This window comes from Sediminimonas qiaohouensis DSM 21189 (genome assembly GCF_000423645.1).
Classification (GTDB): Bacteria; Pseudomonadota; Alphaproteobacteria; order Rhodobacterales; family Rhodobacteraceae; genus Sediminimonas; species Sediminimonas qiaohouensis.
Map to the genome: position 1 here is coordinate 60,783 of NZ_AUIJ01000004.1, position 14,809 is coordinate 75,591.

At 61.3% G+C, this 14,809-nt stretch carries 27 protein-coding genes; all 27 read right to left on the reverse strand.

Features of this window, described 5'->3' with window-relative positions:
- Positions 1–36 precede the first annotated feature (36 nt).
- Complete coding sequence (rplQ, locus tag G568_RS0105335) at positions 37–456, reverse strand: 50S ribosomal protein L17 (RefSeq protein ID WP_026757055.1); 420 nt, start codon at positions 454–456, stop codon at positions 37–39.
- A 127-nt stretch (positions 457–583) separates the two neighbouring features.
- Entirely contained in the window at positions 584–1,600 is a 1,017-nt protein-coding gene (locus G568_RS0105340) for a DNA-directed RNA polymerase subunit alpha (protein ID WP_026757056.1), read from the reverse strand.
- 112 nt (positions 1,601–1,712) lie between these two features.
- On the reverse strand, positions 1,713–2,105 hold the full coding sequence (gene rpsK / locus G568_RS0105345) for a 30S ribosomal protein S11 (RefSeq protein WP_026757057.1): 393 nt from the start codon (positions 2,103–2,105) through the stop codon (positions 1,713–1,715).
- Positions 2,106–2,120: 15 nt separating this feature from the next.
- Positions 2,121–2,489: a 30S ribosomal protein S13 gene (rpsM, locus tag G568_RS0105350; protein WP_026757058.1), complete on the reverse strand. Its 369-nt coding sequence runs from the start codon at positions 2,487–2,489 to the stop codon at positions 2,121–2,123.
- A 253-nt stretch (positions 2,490–2,742) separates the two neighbouring features.
- A complete protein-coding gene (locus G568_RS0105355) occupies positions 2,743–3,384 on the reverse strand; it encodes an adenylate kinase (protein ID WP_026757059.1) in 642 nt (213 codons plus the stop codon).
- Positions 3,381–4,751 carry a preprotein translocase subunit SecY gene (secY, locus tag G568_RS0105360; RefSeq protein WP_026757060.1) on the reverse strand — a complete coding sequence of 457 codons (1,371 nt, stop codon included), beginning with the start codon at positions 4,749–4,751 and terminating at the stop codon, positions 3,381–3,383. The genes G568_RS0105355 and secY overlap by 4 nt, the downstream gene beginning before the upstream one ends.
- Before the next feature lie 110 nt (positions 4,752–4,861).
- Positions 4,862–5,335, reverse strand: coding sequence for a 50S ribosomal protein L15 (rplO, locus tag G568_RS0105365; RefSeq protein WP_026757061.1), 474 nt, complete (start codon positions 5,333–5,335; stop codon positions 4,862–4,864).
- A gap of 267 nt (positions 5,336–5,602) precedes the next feature.
- Entirely contained in the window at positions 5,603–5,791 is a 189-nt protein-coding gene (rpmD, locus tag G568_RS0105370) for a 50S ribosomal protein L30 (RefSeq protein WP_026757062.1), read from the reverse strand.
- Positions 5,792–5,803: 12 nt separating this feature from the next.
- Positions 5,804–6,376 carry a 30S ribosomal protein S5 gene (gene rpsE / locus G568_RS0105375; RefSeq protein ID WP_026757063.1) on the reverse strand — a complete coding sequence of 191 codons (573 nt, stop codon included), beginning with the start codon at positions 6,374–6,376 and terminating at the stop codon, positions 5,804–5,806.
- A gap of 12 nt (positions 6,377–6,388) precedes the next feature.
- A complete protein-coding gene (rplR, locus tag G568_RS0105380; protein ID WP_026757064.1) occupies positions 6,389–6,748 on the reverse strand; it encodes a 50S ribosomal protein L18 in 360 nt (119 codons plus the stop codon).
- An 11-nt stretch (positions 6,749–6,759) separates the two neighbouring features.
- Positions 6,760–7,293, reverse strand: a complete 534-nt coding sequence (gene rplF / locus G568_RS0105385; protein ID WP_026757065.1) for a 50S ribosomal protein L6 — start codon at positions 7,291–7,293, stop codon at positions 6,760–6,762.
- An 11-nt stretch (positions 7,294–7,304) separates the two neighbouring features.
- Complete coding sequence (rpsH, locus tag G568_RS0105390; protein ID WP_026757066.1) at positions 7,305–7,697, reverse strand: 30S ribosomal protein S8; 393 nt, start codon at positions 7,695–7,697, stop codon at positions 7,305–7,307.
- Between the two features lie 13 nt (positions 7,698–7,710).
- A complete protein-coding gene (rpsN, locus tag G568_RS0105395; protein ID WP_026757067.1) occupies positions 7,711–8,016 on the reverse strand; it encodes a 30S ribosomal protein S14 in 306 nt (101 codons plus the stop codon).
- Between the two features lie 19 nt (positions 8,017–8,035).
- A complete protein-coding gene (gene rplE / locus G568_RS0105400; protein WP_037373730.1) occupies positions 8,036–8,599 on the reverse strand; it encodes a 50S ribosomal protein L5 in 564 nt (187 codons plus the stop codon).
- Positions 8,592–8,903, reverse strand: coding sequence for a 50S ribosomal protein L24 (gene rplX, locus G568_RS0105405; protein WP_026757069.1), 312 nt, complete (start codon positions 8,901–8,903; stop codon positions 8,592–8,594). Before rplX ends, rplE begins: the two co-directional genes overlap by 8 nt.
- Position 8,904: 1 nt before the next feature.
- Positions 8,905–9,273, reverse strand: coding sequence for a 50S ribosomal protein L14 (gene rplN / locus G568_RS0105410; RefSeq protein WP_009574016.1), 369 nt, complete (start codon positions 9,271–9,273; stop codon positions 8,905–8,907).
- Positions 9,274–9,372: 99 nt separating this feature from the next.
- On the reverse strand, positions 9,373–9,603 hold the full coding sequence (gene rpsQ / locus G568_RS0105415; RefSeq protein WP_026757070.1) for a 30S ribosomal protein S17: 231 nt from the start codon (positions 9,601–9,603) through the stop codon (positions 9,373–9,375).
- A 3-nt stretch (positions 9,604–9,606) separates the two neighbouring features.
- The gene (gene rpmC, locus G568_RS0105420; RefSeq protein WP_026757071.1) at positions 9,607–9,819 is read right to left on the reverse strand and encodes a 50S ribosomal protein L29; all 213 of its coding nucleotides are present in this window, start codon (positions 9,817–9,819) and stop codon (positions 9,607–9,609) included.
- A gap of 90 nt (positions 9,820–9,909) precedes the next feature.
- Complete coding sequence (gene rplP / locus G568_RS0105425) at positions 9,910–10,323, reverse strand: 50S ribosomal protein L16 (protein ID WP_026757072.1); 414 nt, start codon at positions 10,321–10,323, stop codon at positions 9,910–9,912.
- Between the two features lie 13 nt (positions 10,324–10,336).
- A complete protein-coding gene (gene rpsC / locus G568_RS0105430) occupies positions 10,337–11,044 on the reverse strand; it encodes a 30S ribosomal protein S3 (protein WP_026757073.1) in 708 nt (235 codons plus the stop codon).
- Positions 11,044–11,424 carry a 50S ribosomal protein L22 gene (gene rplV, locus G568_RS0105435; protein ID WP_037373731.1) on the reverse strand — a complete coding sequence of 127 codons (381 nt, stop codon included), beginning with the start codon at positions 11,422–11,424 and terminating at the stop codon, positions 11,044–11,046. The genes rpsC and rplV overlap by 1 nt, the downstream gene beginning before the upstream one ends.
- A gap of 3 nt (positions 11,425–11,427) precedes the next feature.
- Positions 11,428–11,706, reverse strand: a complete 279-nt coding sequence (rpsS, locus tag G568_RS0105440) for a 30S ribosomal protein S19 (protein ID WP_026757075.1) — start codon at positions 11,704–11,706, stop codon at positions 11,428–11,430.
- Between the two features lie 3 nt (positions 11,707–11,709).
- A complete protein-coding gene (gene rplB, locus G568_RS0105445) occupies positions 11,710–12,552 on the reverse strand; it encodes a 50S ribosomal protein L2 (protein ID WP_026757076.1) in 843 nt (280 codons plus the stop codon).
- Positions 12,553–12,702: 150 nt separating this feature from the next.
- The gene (locus tag G568_RS0105450; protein WP_026757077.1) at positions 12,703–12,999 is read right to left on the reverse strand and encodes a 50S ribosomal protein L23; all 297 of its coding nucleotides are present in this window, start codon (positions 12,997–12,999) and stop codon (positions 12,703–12,705) included.
- Positions 12,996–13,613: a 50S ribosomal protein L4 gene (gene rplD, locus G568_RS0105455; RefSeq protein WP_026757078.1), complete on the reverse strand. Its 618-nt coding sequence runs from the start codon at positions 13,611–13,613 to the stop codon at positions 12,996–12,998. The genes G568_RS0105450 and rplD overlap by 4 nt, the downstream gene beginning before the upstream one ends.
- Positions 13,610–14,452, reverse strand: a complete 843-nt coding sequence (gene rplC / locus G568_RS0105460) for a 50S ribosomal protein L3 (protein ID WP_037373732.1) — start codon at positions 14,450–14,452, stop codon at positions 13,610–13,612. Before rplC ends, rplD begins: the two co-directional genes overlap by 4 nt.
- Before the next feature lie 14 nt (positions 14,453–14,466).
- Positions 14,467–14,775, reverse strand: a complete 309-nt coding sequence (rpsJ, locus tag G568_RS0105465) for a 30S ribosomal protein S10 (RefSeq protein ID WP_026757080.1) — start codon at positions 14,773–14,775, stop codon at positions 14,467–14,469.
- Positions 14,776–14,809 lie beyond the last annotated feature (34 nt).

Here is a 14,809-nt window from a genome sequence, read left to right on the forward strand (position 1 = left end):
CAGGGGTAAATTCAATCGGCAATGCCGGAGGCGCTATCAGTCCTCGGCGGCCTCTTCGGCGGCAACGCGTGCGCGGTCGCCTGCGCCTTTGGCGTCTGTGTCGCGATCGACGAATTCGATGATCGCCATCGGCGCCATGTCACCATAGCGGAAGCCCGCCTTGAGGATGCGCACATAGCCACCCTGGCGTTCCTTGTAGCGTTCGCCCAGTACGTCAAACAGCTTGGCCACGTACTTGTCCTGCTTGAGCTGCGATGCGGCCTGACGGCGGGCATGCAGATCGCCGCGCTTGGCCAGCGTGATCAGCTTTTCCACGATCGGGCGCAGTTCCTTAGCCTTGGGCAGTGTGGTCTTGATCTGCTCATGTTCAATGAGCGAGCCGGCCATGTTCGCCCACAGCGCCTTGCGGTGCTCATGGGTGCGGTTCAGGCGGCGGTATCCTCTTGCGTGACGCATTGTGTTGTCTCCTAAAGTGTTTTGCTTTGTCCGGCGGTCTGATGCGTGTCAGCCGCTCTCCTTGGGGCGGAATGCCCGGGGTGGTCGGCACGAGGCAGGAAGGCCCGCCCCGTGCGTGCGAAGTGCCTTAGAAGGCGTCTTCGAATTTCTTTGCCAGGTCCTCGATGTTGTCCGGCGGCCAGTCCTCGACATCCATGCCAAGGTGCAGGCCCATGCCCGAGAGAACCTCTTTGATCTCGTTGAGCGACTTGCGCCCGAAGTTGGGCGTGCGCAGCATCTCGGCCTCTGTCTTTTGGATCAGATCGCCGATGTAAACGATGTTGTCGTTCTTGAGGCAGTTGGCCGAACGAACGCTGAGTTCCAACTCATCAACCTTCTTGAGCAGAAGCGGGTTGAACTCCAGGCCGTCGTCGTCGTCCTGGCGGCTGGCTGCTTCGGGCTCGTCAAAGTTGACGAAGATCGACAGCTGGTCCTGCAGGATGCGCGCGGCGAAGGCCACGGCATCGTCCGGGGTGATGGACCCGTCGGTTTCCACCTTCAGCATCAGTTTGTCATAGTCCAGCACCTGCCCCTCGCGGGTGGGCTGCACGTCGTAGGACACCTTGCGGATCGGCGAATAGATCGCGTCGATCGGGATCAGGCCGATGGGGGCGTCCTCGGGCTTGTTCTTGTCGGCGGGAACGTAGCCCTTGCCGGTGTTGACCGTCAGTTCCATGTAGAGATCCGCACCTTCATCAAGGTGACAAATCACGTGATCAGGGTTGAGAACCTCGATCCCGGCGCTGTCGCTCATGTCGGCCGCGGTCACGGCCCCAGGGCCCTTGGCGTTGATCGTCAGACGCTTGGGGCCTTCGACCTCCATGCGCAGGGCGATGCCCTTGAGGTTGAGGATGATGTCGGTCACGTCCTCGCGCACGCCTGCGACGCTGGAAAACTCGTGCAGCACGTTGTCCATCTGCACCGAGGTGATCGCGGCGCCTTGCAGCGACGACATCAGAATCCGGCGCAGGGCGTTGCCCAGCGTCAGGCCGAAGCCACGCTCAAGCGGCTCGGCCACGATCGTGGCCTGACGCAATGGATCACTGCCCGGCTGCACCACCAGCTGGCCCGGCTTGATCAATTCTGCCCAATTCTTGTGGATCATGCGTCCCTCCATTCCTGTCCTGTCCCCATGTCCAAAGGCCAGAACGCCCGAGGTTTAATAATGACGGAATGGGGCCGCACGGATTGCGCGGCCCCACCTCGTATGTGTCCAGTCAGACCCGGCGGCGCTTCGGCGGACGGCAGCCGTTATGCGCAATCGGGGTCACGTCGCGAATCGAAGTAATGTTGAAGCCGACAGCTGCCAGCGCGCGCAGCGCCGACTCGCGGCCCGAACCGGGCCCCTGCACTTCGACTTCAAGTGTCTTGACGCCATGATCCTGCGCCTTCTTGCCGGCATCTTCTGCCGCCAACTGAGCCGCGTACGGGGTCGATTTACGCGACCCCTTGAAGCCCATGGTGCCGGAGGAGGACCACGCAATCGCGTTGCCCTGCACGTCCGAGATCAGGATCTTGGTGTTGTTGAACGAAGAGTTCACATGCGCCACGCCCGTGGCGATGTTCTTTGAGACCTTTTTCTTGGTCCCGCGGCGGGTATCACGTGCCATTGACTGCGTCCTCCCTTATTTCTTCTTGCCAGCAATGGCCTTTGCGGGGCCCTTGCGTGTGCGAGCGTTGGTATGCGTGCGCTGGCCGTGCACGGGGAGGTTGCGGCGATGGCGCAGGCCGCGGTAGCAGCCCAGGTCCATCAGGCGCTTGACGTTCATCTGCCGCTCGCGGCGCAGATCGCCTTCAACGGTATAGTTCGCGTCGATATGTTCGCGGATGGCCATGACTTCGGAATCCGACAGTTCGTTCACACGGCGCGCCTGATCGACGCTGAGCGCCTCACAGATGTCACGAGCCGAAGAAGGGCCAATTCCGGTGATGTAGGTCAGTGCGATCGGGACCCGCTTGTGGGTCGGGATGTTCACGCCGGCAATACGTGCCACGATATACGTTCCTTTCGTTGCGGTTCCGTAGTTCCAGAACCTTTTTTCACAACGGTGACCCGCGGGCATTCACGCCAACGGGCCGCAGCTGATTGAGGTAATATGATTCCCGGACGGGATATGCCCACCAGAATCAAATCGCGATACAGACTGCGGTGCGTATGAGCAAAAAGCCGGGGCGTCAAGCCCCGGCCGTGCCGTTTTTGCGCAATAACATGCTCGCCCTCCGATATGGGGCGTTAACCGCGTTGGTTCAGTCCAGAACCGACGCGATGGAGGCGCGCACGTCATCGATATCGGCCAAGCCGTCAACCGTGTGCAGCTGCCCCTTGGCATAGTAATAGCCGATCAGCGGCGAGGTCTTCTTGTAGTATTCCATCAGCCGCTGCCGAAGGCTTTCCTCGTTGTCATCGGCGCGCTGCTTCATGTTGCTGGCGCCGCAATTGTCGCACACGCCTTCGACCTTTGGGCGCTTGGTGACGTTGTGATAAACCTCGCCGCACTCGCCGCAGCTGTAGCGCCCGGTGATCCGCTCGACCAACGCGGCGTCATCCACCTGCATCTCGATCACGGCATCGAGGCTCTGCCCCGTGCTTTCCATCAGGTCGGCCAATGCATCGGCCTGCGCCAGGGTGCGCGGGAAACCGTCAAAAATGAAGCCGCCCTTGCTGTCGCCCTCAAGTTTTTCACGGATCAGGCCGATCACGATATCGTCGGTCACCAGATCGCCACGCGCCATGACCTCGGCAACTTTGTTGCCCATTTCCGTGCCGCTGTCCTTGGCCTCGCGCAGCATGTCGCCGGTGCTTAGCTGGATCATGTCGCGGGTGTCGACCAAGTGGCGGGCCTGCGTGCCCTTACCGGCCCCGGGGGGGCCAAGGAGTATGATATTCATCTGCGTGCTGTCCCTTTCTTGCCGCCTTTGCCACGCTTGCGAGATTTGCCGCGCAGCTGCGATTTTTCGATCAGGCCCTCATATTGGTGCGCCAAAAGATGGCTTTGTGCCTGCTGGATCGTATCCATGGTCACCGAGACCACGATGAGAACCGAGGTGCCGCCAAAATAGAAGGGGATCGCGAGCTGGCTGCGCAGGATCTCGGGCAGGAGGGCGACCAGCGCAAGGTAGCCAGAGCCAAGCACCAGAACCCGCTTGACGACGTAATCGAGGTAGGCCTCGGTCTTTTTGCCGGGCCGGATTCCGGGAACGAACCCGTTCTGGTTCTTCAGGTTCTCGGCCACTTCCTCGGGTTTGAATGACACGTTGAAGGTGTAGAAGAACGCGAAGAACACGATCATCGTCACGAAAAACAGCAGGTAAAGCGGCTGCCCCGGCCCAAAATAGGCCAGGATCGTCGAGATAACCGGCCCGGTCTGGTTGCCCGAGAACGTGCTGATCGTCGTCGGCAGCAACAACAGCGAACTGGCGAAGATCACCGGGATCACGCCCGCCGGGTTCACCTTGACCGGCAAGTGGCTGGAGCCGCCATCATAGACCTTCATGCCGACCTGCCGGCGCGGATACTGAATATGGATCTTGCGCAGGGCGCGCTCCATGAACACGACAAACGCGATCACGGCGACCACCATCACCAGGACACCGACGATCACCGCGGGGCTGATTGCGCCCGAGCGCCCTTGGCTCAGGAATTGCGCCAGCGCGGCGGGGATCTCGGCAACGATGCCGACAAAGATGATAAGCGAGATGCCATTGCCGATACCGCGCGCGGTGATCTGCTCGCCCAGCCACATCAGGAACATCGTGCCGCCAACCAGCGTGATAACGCAGGACATCTGGAAGAACAGGCCGGGATCGGTCACCAGATCGCCCGCCTCAAGGCTGCGCGCGAGGCCATAGGCCTGCAGCGTGGCCAGGAACACCGTGCCGTAGCGCGTGTACTGGTTGATCTTCTTGCGCCCCTGCTCGCCCTCTTTCTTGAGCTGCTCAAGCTTCGGCACCATCGACGCCAGAAGCTGCACGATGATCGAGGCCGAAATATAAGGCATGATCCCGAGCGCGAAGATCCCCATGCGACCAAGCGCGCCGCCGGTGAACATCGACAGGATGCCGCCAAGACCCGCAGCCGCGCCTTCCATGAAGTCGCGCAGGGCCGCCCCCTCGATCCCCGGCACGGGGATGAAGGTGCCCAGCCGGTAAACCATCAACAGGCCAAGGGTGAACAGGATGCGGTTGCGAAGGTCGGTCGCCTTGCCAAGGGCGGCCCAACTCGTATTCGCCGCCATTTGTTCTGCTGCAGATACCATGCGGGTCTCTTTCATGTGACAACGCCGCCAGAGCGGTTTTCCGGCTCAGGCGGCGTTCATGGAAAACTGTGGGTATATGTAAGCGGCGCGGGGGCCGCTCACAACCCGTTTCATTCAGCCGCCGGAGCCGCCGCAACCTTGAGCGCACCGCCAGCCTTCTCCACCGCTTCAACGGCAGAGCGCGATGCGCCGGTAACGTCCAGCGTGACCTTGGCCGAGAAATCACCCTTGGCAAGGATGCGCACGCCGTCGAGCTTGCGCCGCACGAGGCCGGAATCCACCAGGACATCCTCGGTGATAGGGGATTTCGCGTCAATCTTGCCGGCGTCGATAAACTTCTGCACCAGGCCGAGGTTCACCACGGCATATTTCTTGCGGCCGGGGTTGTTGAAGCCACGTTTCGGCAGGCGTTGATAGAGCGGCATCTGGCCACCCTCGTAGCCCTTGATGGCCACACCCGAACGGGATTTCTGGCCCTTGATACCACGGCCACCCATCTTGCCGGTGCCGGAGCCGGGGCCACGGCCAACGCGCTTGCGTTTCTTGGTGGCGCCGTCGTTATCGCGCAGTTCATTGAGTTTCATGTCGCTTCTCCTTGTGCCGGATGCGGCCCCCAGCGACGGGAGCGGCCGAACGCGGCGTTGCAGTGTCGAGTCGCGGCCCATTGAGGCCACCGGGCGCATATAGACGGGATGGCAGCGCGGTTCAAGTGGCGAGTATACGCCACGGCCGAAACGGCCGATTCATGCAGGTCCGTGGCACATCTGGCGCCGCCCGGAATGCAAAACGCCCCTGCCAATAGCAGGGGCGCTTCGAATTGGTGATCAGTGGGCACAGAACCCACTCATGCCTCAGCCGCGCTCTTCGATGATCTCGACCATGTGCGGGATCTTGGCGATCATGCCGCGCACGGCAGGGGTATCTTCCAGCTCACGGGTCTTGTGCATCTTGTTCAGCCCCAGGCCGATCAGCGTCTGGCGCTGCTTTTCGGGGCGACGGATCGGCGAGCCGATCTGCTTGACCACTATGGTTTTTGCCATTGCTCCGTCTCCTTACGCTTCTGCGCTCTCGGCCGGGGCCGATGCGGGTGCGTCATCCTTGTGCAGGATGTCCGACACCTTCTTGCCACGGCGCTGAGCCACATTGCGCGGGCTGGATTCTTTCTTCAGGCCGTCCAGCGTTGCGCGGATCATGTTGTAGGGGTTCTGCGTGCCGGTCGATTTGGACACGACGTCCTTCACACCCAGCATCTCGAACACGGCGCGCATCGGGCCGCCCGCAATGATCCCGGTCCCTTCCGGTGCGGTGCGCATCACGACCTTGCCGGCACCGTGGCGCCCTTCCATGTCGTGGTGCAGGGTCCGGCCCTCGCGCAGCGGCACGCGGATCATCTGGCGCTTGGCTTGCTCGGTGGCCTTGCGGATCGCCTCGGGAACTTCCTTGGCCTTCCCCTTGCCAAAGCCAACGCGGCCTTTTTGGTCGCCTACGACGACCAGCGCGGCAAAGCCAAAGCGCTTACCGCCCTTGACGGTCTTCGACACGCGGTTGATCGCCACGAGACGATCGGCGAATTCCGGCGCCTCATCGCGGTTGCGACGGTCGCGGCGGTTATCTTCTCTTGCCATTTCGTCGTCTCCTTAGAACTTGAGGCCAGATTCACGCGCAGCGTCGGCCAGGGCCTTCACTTTGCCGTGAAAGAGGAAACCACCACGATCGAAGTAACAATCTTCGACACCGGCCTTTTTCGCACGCTCTGCGATCGCCGCGCCAACCTTGGCGGCTGCCTCGACATTGTTCTTGCCGGGGATGCCAAGGGCCTTTTCCTGCGACGAAGCCGCAGCCAAGGTCACGCCTTTGACGTCGTCGATCAGCTGTACGCTGATGTTCTTGTTGCTGCGATGCACCGACAGGCGCGCGCGCCCGGCATTCGCCTTGCGCAGTTTGTTCCGAACGCGCAAGCGGCGCTTCAGAAACAGGGTTCTTTTGCTGTTTGCCATCTTTTGCGTCCTTACTTCTTCTTGCCTTCCTTACGGAAGACGTACTCGCCCTTGTACTTGATGCCTTTGCCCTTGTAGGGTTCGGGCTCGCGCCAGCCGCGGATTTTCGCCGCAACCTGACCGACAAGCTGCACATCGTCGCCCTCGATCATCACCTCGGTCTGCTTGGGGCAGGTGATGGTGACGCCCTCGGGCACTTCGAAGTTGACGTCGTGGCTGTAGCCGAGCGACAGCTTCAGGGTGTTGCCCTGCATCTGTGCACGGTAGCCAACGCCGGTCAGCTCAAGCTCTTTCTTGAAGCCGGTGGTCACGCCGGTGACCATGTTGGCCACCATGGTGCGCGACATGCCCCACTGCTGCAGCGCGCGCTTGGACTTGCCGCGCGGCTTCACGGTGATGACATTGTCCTCGAGCGTGATGGTCACGTCGTCGGTTGCATTGAAGGTGTGAGCGCCCTTCGGGCCCTTCACTTCGACGGTCTGGCCGGACACAGAGGCGGTTACGCCTGCGGGCAGCTCGACCGGTCTTTTGCCAATACGAGACATTGCCTTCCTCCTTAAAAGACCGTGCAGAGCACTTCACCGCCAACATTGGCGGTACGCGCTGCTGCATCCGACATCACACCCTTGGGTGTGCTGACAATCGACACGCCCAGGCCCTGACGGACCGACGGGATGTCCTTGACGCCCATGTAAACGCGGCGGCCAGGGGTCGAGACCCGCTTCAGCTCGCGAATGACGGGGGTGCCATCGAAGTACTTGAGGCTAATTTCAAGCGTCGGGTGCCCCTTGGCATCCGTGCCCTTGTCGTAGCCGCGGATATAACCCTCGTCCGCAAGCACATCCAGAACCCACGCACGCAGCTTGGAGGCCGGGGTGGACACGACGGACTTGCCGCGCATCTGGCTGTTGCGGATACGGGTGAGCATATCGCCGATAGGATCGTTCATATCACTCTCTCCCTTACCAGCTCGATTTCACCAGACCGGGGATCTGACCGATCGAGCCGAGATCCCGCATCGCGATCCGGGACACCTTTAGCTTACGGTAGTAAGCATGGGGCCGGCCGGACAACTGGCAGCGGTTGTGAAGGCGGACGGCCGAGCTGTTGCGCGGCAGTTTCGCCAGTTTCAGGGAGGCGCGGAAGCGCTCTTCCATCGGCTTGGATTCGTCGTTGACGATCTCTTTCAACGCGGCGCGCTTGGCGGCGTATTTCGCCACCATTCTTTCGCGCTTCTTCTCGCGTTCGATCATTGCTTTCTTGGCCATAATTCTCTCTCCCGCGGCTTCAGCTGTTGAAGGGCATGTTGAAGTGCTTCAACAGCGCCTTGGCTTCCGCGTCGGTTTTCGCGGTGGTGGCAATCACGATGTCCAGCCCCCAGTTTTCTTCGATCTTGTCGAAGTTCACCTCGGGAAAGACGATGATCTCTTTCAGGCCGGTGGCGTAGTTGCCATTGCCGTCAAAGCTCTTGCCCGACACACCGCGGAAGTCGCGGATGCGGGGCATTGCGATCGTGATCAAACGGTCGAGGAATTCATACATGCGGGCACCGCGCAGGGTGACCTTGGCCCCCATCGGCATGCCCTCACGCACGCGGAAACCCGCGATCGAGTTCTTGGCCAAAGTCGTGACCGCGCGCTGACCGGCGATGATCGACAGCTCTTCAACGGCCGACTTGGCCTTCTTACTGTCTTTCACGGCCTCGGAGCCGCAGCCGATGTTCAGCACGATCTTGTCGAGACGGGGAATTTCCATCTCGTTCTTGTAGCCGAATTCTTCTTTCAGCGCGGCGCGCACCGTCTGGTCGTAGAGGCTGCGCAGGCGCGGGGTGTAGCTCGCGTTATCAAGCATCGATCACGTCCCCCGTGGTTTTGGCGAAACGCACCTTCTTGTCGCCTTCCATGCGGAAGCCGACGCGCGTGGGTTTGCCGTTCTTGTCCACAATCGCCAGGTTGCTCAGGTCGATGGGCATCGCCTGCGGAATACGTCCGCCCTGGCTGGTTTGGCTCTGGCGGGTGTGGCGGATAGCGGTGTTCGCGCCGTCCACGATGGCCTTGCCGGCCTTGGGATCGACGCTCGAGATGGTGCCCTGCTTGCCCTTGTCCTTGCCGGCAAGAACGACAACCTTGTCACCCTTTTTCAGTTTGGCAGCCATCTTACAGCACCTCCGGGGCGAGCGAGATGATTTTCATGAAGTTCTTGGCGCGCAGCTCACGCACAACGGGCCCGAAGATACGGGTGCCGACCGGCTCGTTGTTGTTGTTGAGGATCACGGCGGCGTTCCGGTCGAACCGGATCGCGGTGCCGTCTTCGCGGCGAACTTCCTTGGCGGTGCGCACGACGACGGCCTTGCGGACATCGCCCTTCTTCACGCGGCCGCGCGGAATGGCCTCTTTCACCGAGACGACGATGATATCGCCGACCGATGCGTAGCGGCGATGAGAGCCGCCGAGGACCTTGATGCACTGAACCCGGCGGGCGCCGGAGTTGTCAGCGACATCCAGATTGGTCTGCATCTGGATCATTTGGTTTCTCCCGACCTTTGGGGGGGCGTTCTTGCCCGTTTCCCCAGGGTTTCGATAAAACCGGAATGTAATATCCGGCTGATAACGCGCGCGGCGCTATCAGGCTTCGATCACTTCCCAGCGTTTCGATTTCGATTTAGGTGAGCATTCGATGATGCGCACGCTGTCACCAACCTTGAAGGTGTTGGCCTCATCATGGGCCCGGTACTTCTTGGATTTACGGATCGTCTTTTTCAGAACAGGGTGCGTGAAGCGGCGTTCGACCGAGACCGTTACGGACTGCGGGTTGGAATCGCTGGTCACGGTGCCCTGGAGGATACGTTTGGGCATCTATCAGGCTCCTTGCTCTGCGGCCGCACCAACGGCCTTTTGGTTCAGCACGGTTTTCACACGCGCGACATCACGGCGAACCGCCTTGATACGGGCGGTCGTCTCGAGCTGCCCCGTGGCCTGTTGAAAGCGCAGGTTGAATGCTTCTTTCTTCAGGGCCGCCAGATCCTCACGGAGCTGATCGGGTGTTTTTTGGTGTAGTTCCTGGGCGTTCATCGCCAGTTCCTTCCATCAGAAGTCGCCGGACACGCCGGCGCTTTTCCAACAAAACGAACCCCCGAACGGCTTCCGGGGGTCCGAAAATTCTTACCAGTCCTCGCGGACCACGATGCGGGTCTTGATCGGCAACTTCATCGCGGCGAGGCGGAGTGCCTCCTTTGCCACAGATTCGTCCACCCCGTCAATCTCAAACATGATCCGGCCAGGTTTGACCTTGGCCGCCCAGAAATCGACCGAGCCCTTACCCTTACCCATACGAACCTCGGTAGGTTTCGAGGTCACGGGGGTGTCGGGGAAGATACGGATCCAGACACGGCCCTGGCGCTTCATGTGGCGCGTCATCGCGCGGCGAGCCGCCTCGATCTGACGTGCCGTGATCCGCTCGGGTTGCGTGGCCTTCAGGCCATAGGTGCCGAAGTTGAGATCGCTACCGCCCTTGGCCAGGCCGTGAATGCGGCCCTTATGCTGCTTGCGGTATTTCGTGCGCTTTGGTTGAAGCATCTGTCATTCCTCCTTAGCGGCGGCCGCCGGCGCCACGGGGCGCGGGACCATCCTGGAGTTCCTGTGCCTTGCGGTCGCGTGCGCTCGGGTCATGTTCCATGATCTCGCCTTTGAAGATCCAGACCTTGATCCCGATGATCCCGTAGGCGGTGGACGCCTCGGAATGCGCGTAATCGATGTCGGCACGCAAGGTATGCAGGGGCACGCGGCCCTCGCGGTACCATTCGGTCCGCGCGATCTCGGCGCCGCCAAGGCGGCCCGCGACGTTGACGCGGATACCAAGCGCGCCCATGCGCATGGCGTTCTGCACGGCACGCTTCATGGCGCGGCGAAACGAAACGCGGCGCTCAAGCTGCTGCGCGATGCTTTCACCAACAAGGGCGGCGTCCAGCTCGGGCTTGCGAACCTCAACGATGTTGAGGTGCAATTCGCTTGCCGTCATCGCCGCCAGCTTCTTGCGCAGCGTCTCGATGTCCGCGCCTTTCTTGCCGATGATGACACCGGGGCGCGCGGCATGGATCGTGACGCGGCACTTCTTGTGCGGACGCTCGATGATGACGCGGCTGATCCCGGCCTGCTTGGCCTCTTTCTTGATGAAATCCCGGATTCTGAGATCTTCCAGCAGAAGATCGCCATAATCCTTCGTGTCGGCGTACCAGCGGCTATCCCAGGTGCGGTTGACCTGAAGACGCATGCCGATCGGATTGATTTTCTGACCCATTAGGCTTGCTCCTCAACTTGACGCACCTTGATGGTAAGCTCCGAGAACGGCTTCATGATCTTGCCGAACCGGCCACGGGCACGCGGGCGACCGCGCTTCATGACCAGGTTCTTGCCAACATAGGCCTCGGCCACGATCAGCTCGTCGACATCGAGGTCATGATTGTTCTCGGCATTGGCGATGGCCGACTGAAGGCACTTGCGCACGTCTTCCGAGATGCGCTTTTTCGAAAACGCCAGGTCGGTCAGCGCTTGGTCCACCTTCTTGCCGCGGATCATCGCCGCCACCAGGTTCAGCTTTTGCGGGCTTGTGCGAAGCATGCGCAATTTTGCCATAGCTTCGTTGTCGGCCACGCGGCGGGGGTTCTTTTCCTTGCCCATGACTTACTTCCGCTTCGCTTTCTTGTCGGCGGCATGACCATAATAGGTACGGGTCGGTGAATACTCACCGAACTTCTGACCGATCATGTCTTCCGTGACGTTGACAGGGATATGCTTCTTGCCGTTGTAGACGCCGAACGTCAGCCCAACGAACTGAGGCAGGATGGTCGAGCGACGCGACCAGATCTTGATCACCTCGTTACGACCCGATTCGCGCGACGCTTCGGCTTTCTTAAGCACGTAAGAGTCGACAAAGGGGCCTTTCCAAACAGAACGAGCCATGGATTAACGCCCTTTCTTTCTAGCGTGCCGCGAGCGGACAATCAGCTTGCTCGACGCTTTGTTCTTGTTGCGGGTGCGCGCACCCTTGGTCGGCTTGCCCCATGGGGTGACCGGGTTCCGGCCGCCCGAGGTACGGCCTTCGCCGCCGCCGTGGGGGTGGTCGATCGGGTTCATGACAACACCGCGAACGCTGGGGCGGATGCCTTTGTGGCGCATACGGCCGGCTTTACCCTGGTTCTGGTTGCTGTTGTCGGGGTTCGACACGGCACCGATCGTGGCCCGGCATTCCTGCCGCACCATGCGCAACTCGCCCGAGCTGAGGCGGATTTGCGCGTAGCCGCCATCGCGGCCGACGAACTGCGCATAAGTGCCTGCGGCGCGCGCGATCTGGCCGCCCTTGCCGGGCTTGAGTTCGATGTTGTGGACGATCGTCCCGATCGGCATGCCCGAGAACGGCATCGTGTTGCCGGGCTTGATGTCGGCCTTGGCCGACGAGATGACCTTGTCACCGATCGCCATGCGCTGCGGCGCGAGGATATAGGCCTGTTCGCCGTCCTCGTACTTGATCAGCGCGATGAACGCGGTGCGGTTCGGGTCATATTCAATGCGCTCGACGGTGGCCGGGATCTCGGACTTGTTGCGCTTGAAATCGACGATGCGATAGAGGCGCTTTGCCCCGCCGCCCTTGCGGCGCATCGTAATTCGCCCGGAGTTGTTTCGGCCGCCGTTCTTGGTCAAACCCTCGGTGAGGGACTTGACCGGACGTCCTTTCCAAAGCTCCGAACGGTCGATCAGCACCAGCCCGCGCTGGCCCGGCGTCGTCGGCTTATACGACTTGAGTGCCATGCTTTCTGTCTTCCGTTTGCTATGAGGCGGCCGTGCCGCCCGATTTTCAGGCCCCCTTGGGTGCCCGGGATATAGGGCCCCTTTCGGGTCCCCGACTGAAAAGTCATGGCCCCGGCAGCACCGGGGCCATGATGGATTCGCGGCTACCTATCAGAGACCCGTGGTCACGTCGATAGTGTTTCCCTCTTCGAGGGTAACATAAGCCTTTTTGACATCCTTGCGCCGGCCCGCTTGACCGCGGAAGCGCTTGGTTTTGCCCTTGGTGATCGTGGTGTTCACCGCCTTGACCTTGACACCAAAGAGTTCCTCGACGGCCTCCTTGATCTGCGGCTTGTTGGCGTCGATCGCCACTTCGAACACAACCGCACCGGCTTCCGAGGCCATGGTGGCCTTTTCGGTGATGACCGGCTGGCGGATCACATCGTAATGTTCTGGCTTAGCGCTCATTTCAACCGAGCCTCCAGTGCTTCGATACCCGCCTTGGTGATCACCAGCGTGTCACGCTTGAGGATATCATAGACGTTTGCGCCCACCGACGGCAGGATATCCAGACCGTCGATGTTGCGGGCCGCCTTGGCAAAGCCCTCATCCACGGTGGTCCCATCGATGACCAGCGCCCGCTTCCAGCCCAGGTTCTTGACCTGACGCGCCAGCGCGCCGGTCTTGCCTTCGGCTTGCGCGTCCTCCAGCACGACCAATTCGCCCGCCTTGGCCTTGGCCGACAGCGCATGGCGCAGGCCCAGCTTGCGGAACTTCTTGGTCAGCTCGTGGCCGTGGCTACGCGGGGTCGGCCCCTTGTAGATACCACCCTTGCGGAAGATCGGCGCGTTGCGGTCACCGTGGCGTGCGCCGCCGGTGCCCTTCTGGCGATAGATCTTCTTGCTGGAATAGGACGTCTCCGAGCGGGTCTTGACCTTGTGAGTGCCGGCCTGCGCATTGTTGCGCTGCCAGCGCACCACACGGTGCAGGATGTCGGTACGCGGTTCCAGGCCGAAGATCTCGTCGCCGAGATCAACGGTGCCGGCCTTGCCGCCGTCCAGTTTGATCACGTCGAGTTTCATTCGTCGCTGTCCTTCTTCTCGGCCTGAATATCGGCCTCGGCCTCTTTCAGGGCGGCTTCCTCAGCGGCAGCGGCTTCTTCCGCGGCGGCCTTCTCGGCGGCCTCGGCTTCGGCGGCGGCCTGTGCGGCGGCCTCTTCTGCAGCGCGCGCGGCTTCCTCGGCGGCGGACTTCAGCGCGGCGGGCAGGATCGCGTTATCGGGGAAGGGTTTCTTCACCGCGTCCTTGACCGTCACCCAGCCCCCCTTGGAGCCCGGAACCGCACCCTTGACCATGATCAGGCCACGGTCGGAATCCGTGCGAACCACCTGAAGGTTCTGCGTGGTTACCCGCGCAGCGCCCATGTGGCCGGCCATCTTCTTGCCCTTGAACACCTTTCCGGGGTCCTGACACTGACCAGTAGAGCCGTGCGAGCGGTGGCTGATCGACACACCGTGCGTTGCCTCGAGGCCGCGGAAGTTGTGCCGCTTCATGCCACCGGCAAAGCCTTTACCGATCGAGGTGCCGCAGACGTCCACGAACTGACCCTCGAAATAATGATCGGCGGTGATTTCCTCACCGACATTGATCAGGTTCTCGGGGTCCACGCGGAACTCGGCCAGCTTGCGCTTGGGCGCCACCTTGGCCACGGCAAAATGGCCGCGCATGGCCTTGGTCACGCGCTTGGGCTTTGCCGTGCCGACACCCAGTTGAACAGCCGAGTAGCCATCTTTCTCGGCCGTGCGCTGCGCGACGACCTGAAGACCGTCAAGCTGCAGCACCGTCACCGGAACCTGCTTGCCGTCTTCCATGAACAGCCGGGTCATCCCGACCTTTTTTGCGATTACTCCAGAGCGCAACATACCTACTGCCCCCCTCAAACCTTGATCTCGACATCCACGCCGGCGGCGAGGTCGAGCTTCATCAGCGCGTCCACCGTCTGCGGGGTCGGATCAACAATATCGAGCAGACGCTTGTGCGTGCGGATCTCGAACTGTTCACGGGATTTCTTGTCGATATGCGGGCCACGGAGAACCGTGAACTTCTCGATCTTGTTCGGCAGCGGGATGGGGCCGCGCACCTGCGCGCCCGTCCGCTTGGCGGTGTTGACGATCTCTTGCGTGCTGGTGTCCAGCACGCGATAGTCAAATGCCTTCAGCCGAATGCGAATATTTTGGCTTTGCATTTTTGAGCCTTTCGCGGCGTTGGAGTTGATAGGA